Source organism: Methylobacterium sp. B1 (assembly GCF_000333255.1).
In the GTDB taxonomy this organism is placed as follows: Bacteria; Pseudomonadota; Alphaproteobacteria; order Rhizobiales; family Beijerinckiaceae; genus Methylobacterium; species Methylobacterium fujisawaense.
In genome coordinates, this window is sequence record NZ_BACT01000253.1 from 1 (window position 1) to 2,246 (window position 2,246).

Here is a 2,246-nt window from a genome sequence, read left to right on the forward strand (position 1 = left end):
GGCTGCGCGAGCGGTCGAAGCGGATCCCTAACGTCGATCCGATCGACCTGCGCTTCCGCCGGTTCGAGCCCTATCCGCGGCCGATCGCCCAGGCGGTGATGTTCTGCCTGATGGATGTGTCGGGCTCGATGACCGAGCACATGAAGGACCTCGCCAAGCGGTTCTACATCCTGCTGCACATCTTCCTGACGCGCCGCTACCGGCACGTGGAGATCGTCTTCATCCGCCATACCGACCGGGCGACCGAGGTGGACGAGGAGACCTTCTTCGGCTCCCGGGAGACCGGCGGCACCCTGGTCTCCTCGGCGCTCGTGGAGATGAAGCGCATCATCGCCGAGCGCTACGACCCGAACGACTGGAACATCTACGCGGCCCAAGCCTCGGACGGCGACAACGTCTCCTCCGACGGGCCGACCTCGACGGAACTCTTGCGGTCGCACATCCTGCCGGCCTGCCAGCACTTCGCCTATCTCGAGGTGGGGGACGAGAACGGCCCCCGCGCCGGCTTCGTGGAGCACCGCACCACCCTGTGGCGGACCTACGAGGCGATCGCCAAGGCCGGCGGTCCGATCGCCATGCGCAAGGTCAACCATCGCCGGGAGATCTACCCGGTCTTCCGCGAGCTGTTCGGCCGCAAGGAAGGCCGCGCCGAGGCGGAGGCGTGACACGGAGTGGCGCGACGCGTCCCTCCCGCCTCTGCGGGGGAGGGCGAGACGCGGAGTTGGCCGGATCCAAGCAATCGAACGGGAGGCCGCATGACGCTCGTCAAGGCACGGACGCCCCAGACCATCTCCGGGGGCCAGAAACCCCTGTTCACCGGTAACGACTGGGATTTCGACACGATCCGACGGATCCACGACGCCTGCGAGGCGGTGGCCGGACCGCAGCTCGGCCTGTCCTGGTACCCGAACCAGATCGAGATCATCACGGCCGAGCAGATGCTCGACGCCTACGCGTCGATCGGCATGCCGCTGTTCTACAAGCACTGGTCCTTCGGCAAGCACTTCGCCCAGCACGAGTCCGGGTACCGCCGCGGCCTCATGGGCCTCGCCTACGAGATCGTCATCAACTCCGACCCGTGCATCTCCTACGTCATGGAGGAGAATACGGCGACGATGCAGACGCTCGTCATCGCGCATGCCGCCTTCGGGCATAACCATTTCTTCAAGAACAACTATCTGTTCCGGCAGTGGACCGACGCCGAAGGCATCCTGGACTATCTCGACTTCGCCAAGGGCTTCATCGCCCGCTGCGAGGAGCGCTACGGCCATCAGGCGGTGGAGCAGGTGCTGGACGCCGCCCATGCGCTGATGAGCCAGGGGGTCCACCGCTATCCGCGCAAGAAGCGGCCGGACCTCGCCTCCGAGCAGCGGCGCGAGCGCGAGCGGATCGAGCACGGGGAGCAGATCTACAACGATCTCTGGCGGACCCTGCCGCAGAAGGTCGGCGCCGTCCGCTCCGACATGGCCGCCGAGCGGCGCAAGGCGCTGCTGGAGCTGCCCCAGGAGAACATTCTTTATTTCCTGGAGAAGGTCGCACCCCGCCTGCGCCCCTGGCAGCGCGAGATCCTGCGCATCGTCCGCCTGGTGGCCCAGTACTTCTACCCGCAGCGCCAGACCAAGGTGATGAACGAGGGCTGCGCCACGTACTGCCACTACCGGATCATGAACGCCCTGTCGGAATCCGGGCAGATCACCGAGGCCGCCTACCTCGAATTCCTGCAATCGCACACCAACGTCATCCGGCAGCCGAACTACGACGACCGCTCCTACGGCGGCCACAACCCCTACGCGATCGGCTTCGCCATGATGCAGGACATCGCCCGCATCGCCGAGCAGCCGACCGACGAGGACCGGGCGTGGTTCCCCGACATCGCCGGCACCGGCGACGCCATGGCGGTCCTGCGCGACTGCTGGGAGAATTACCGCGACGAGAGCTTCATCCAGCAGTTCCTGTCACCCAAGCTGATGCGCGACCTGCGCCTGTTCCACGTCGTGGACGATCCGGAGGAGCCGGAGCTGCGGGTCGAGGCGATCCACGACGAGCGCGGCTACCGCAAGCTGCGCCGCGCCTTCGCGCGTCAGTATGACGTCGCGTGGCTCGATCCCGACATCGAGGTGGTGGATGTGGATCTCGAGGGCGACCGGCGCCTGATCCTGCATCACAAGGCGATCAACAAGATTACCCTGCAGAAGGACGACGCCAAGCGGGTCCTGCAGCACCTCGCCGACCTCTGGGGCTACGAC

The 2,246-nt window shown here is 66.2% G+C and carries 2 protein-coding genes; both read left to right on the forward strand.

Annotation, left to right across the window (positions count from 1 at the left end; genetic code table 11):
• Nucleotides 1-665: DUF444 family protein (locus tag I53_RS07240; RefSeq protein ID WP_043348458.1), on the forward strand; the 665-nt coding region annotated here is incomplete at its 5' end.
• 90 nt (nucleotides 666-755) lie between these two features.
• A partial coding sequence (locus I53_RS07245; RefSeq protein WP_043348461.1) for a SpoVR family protein occupies nucleotides 756-2,246 on the forward strand: 1,491 nt, incomplete at its 3' end.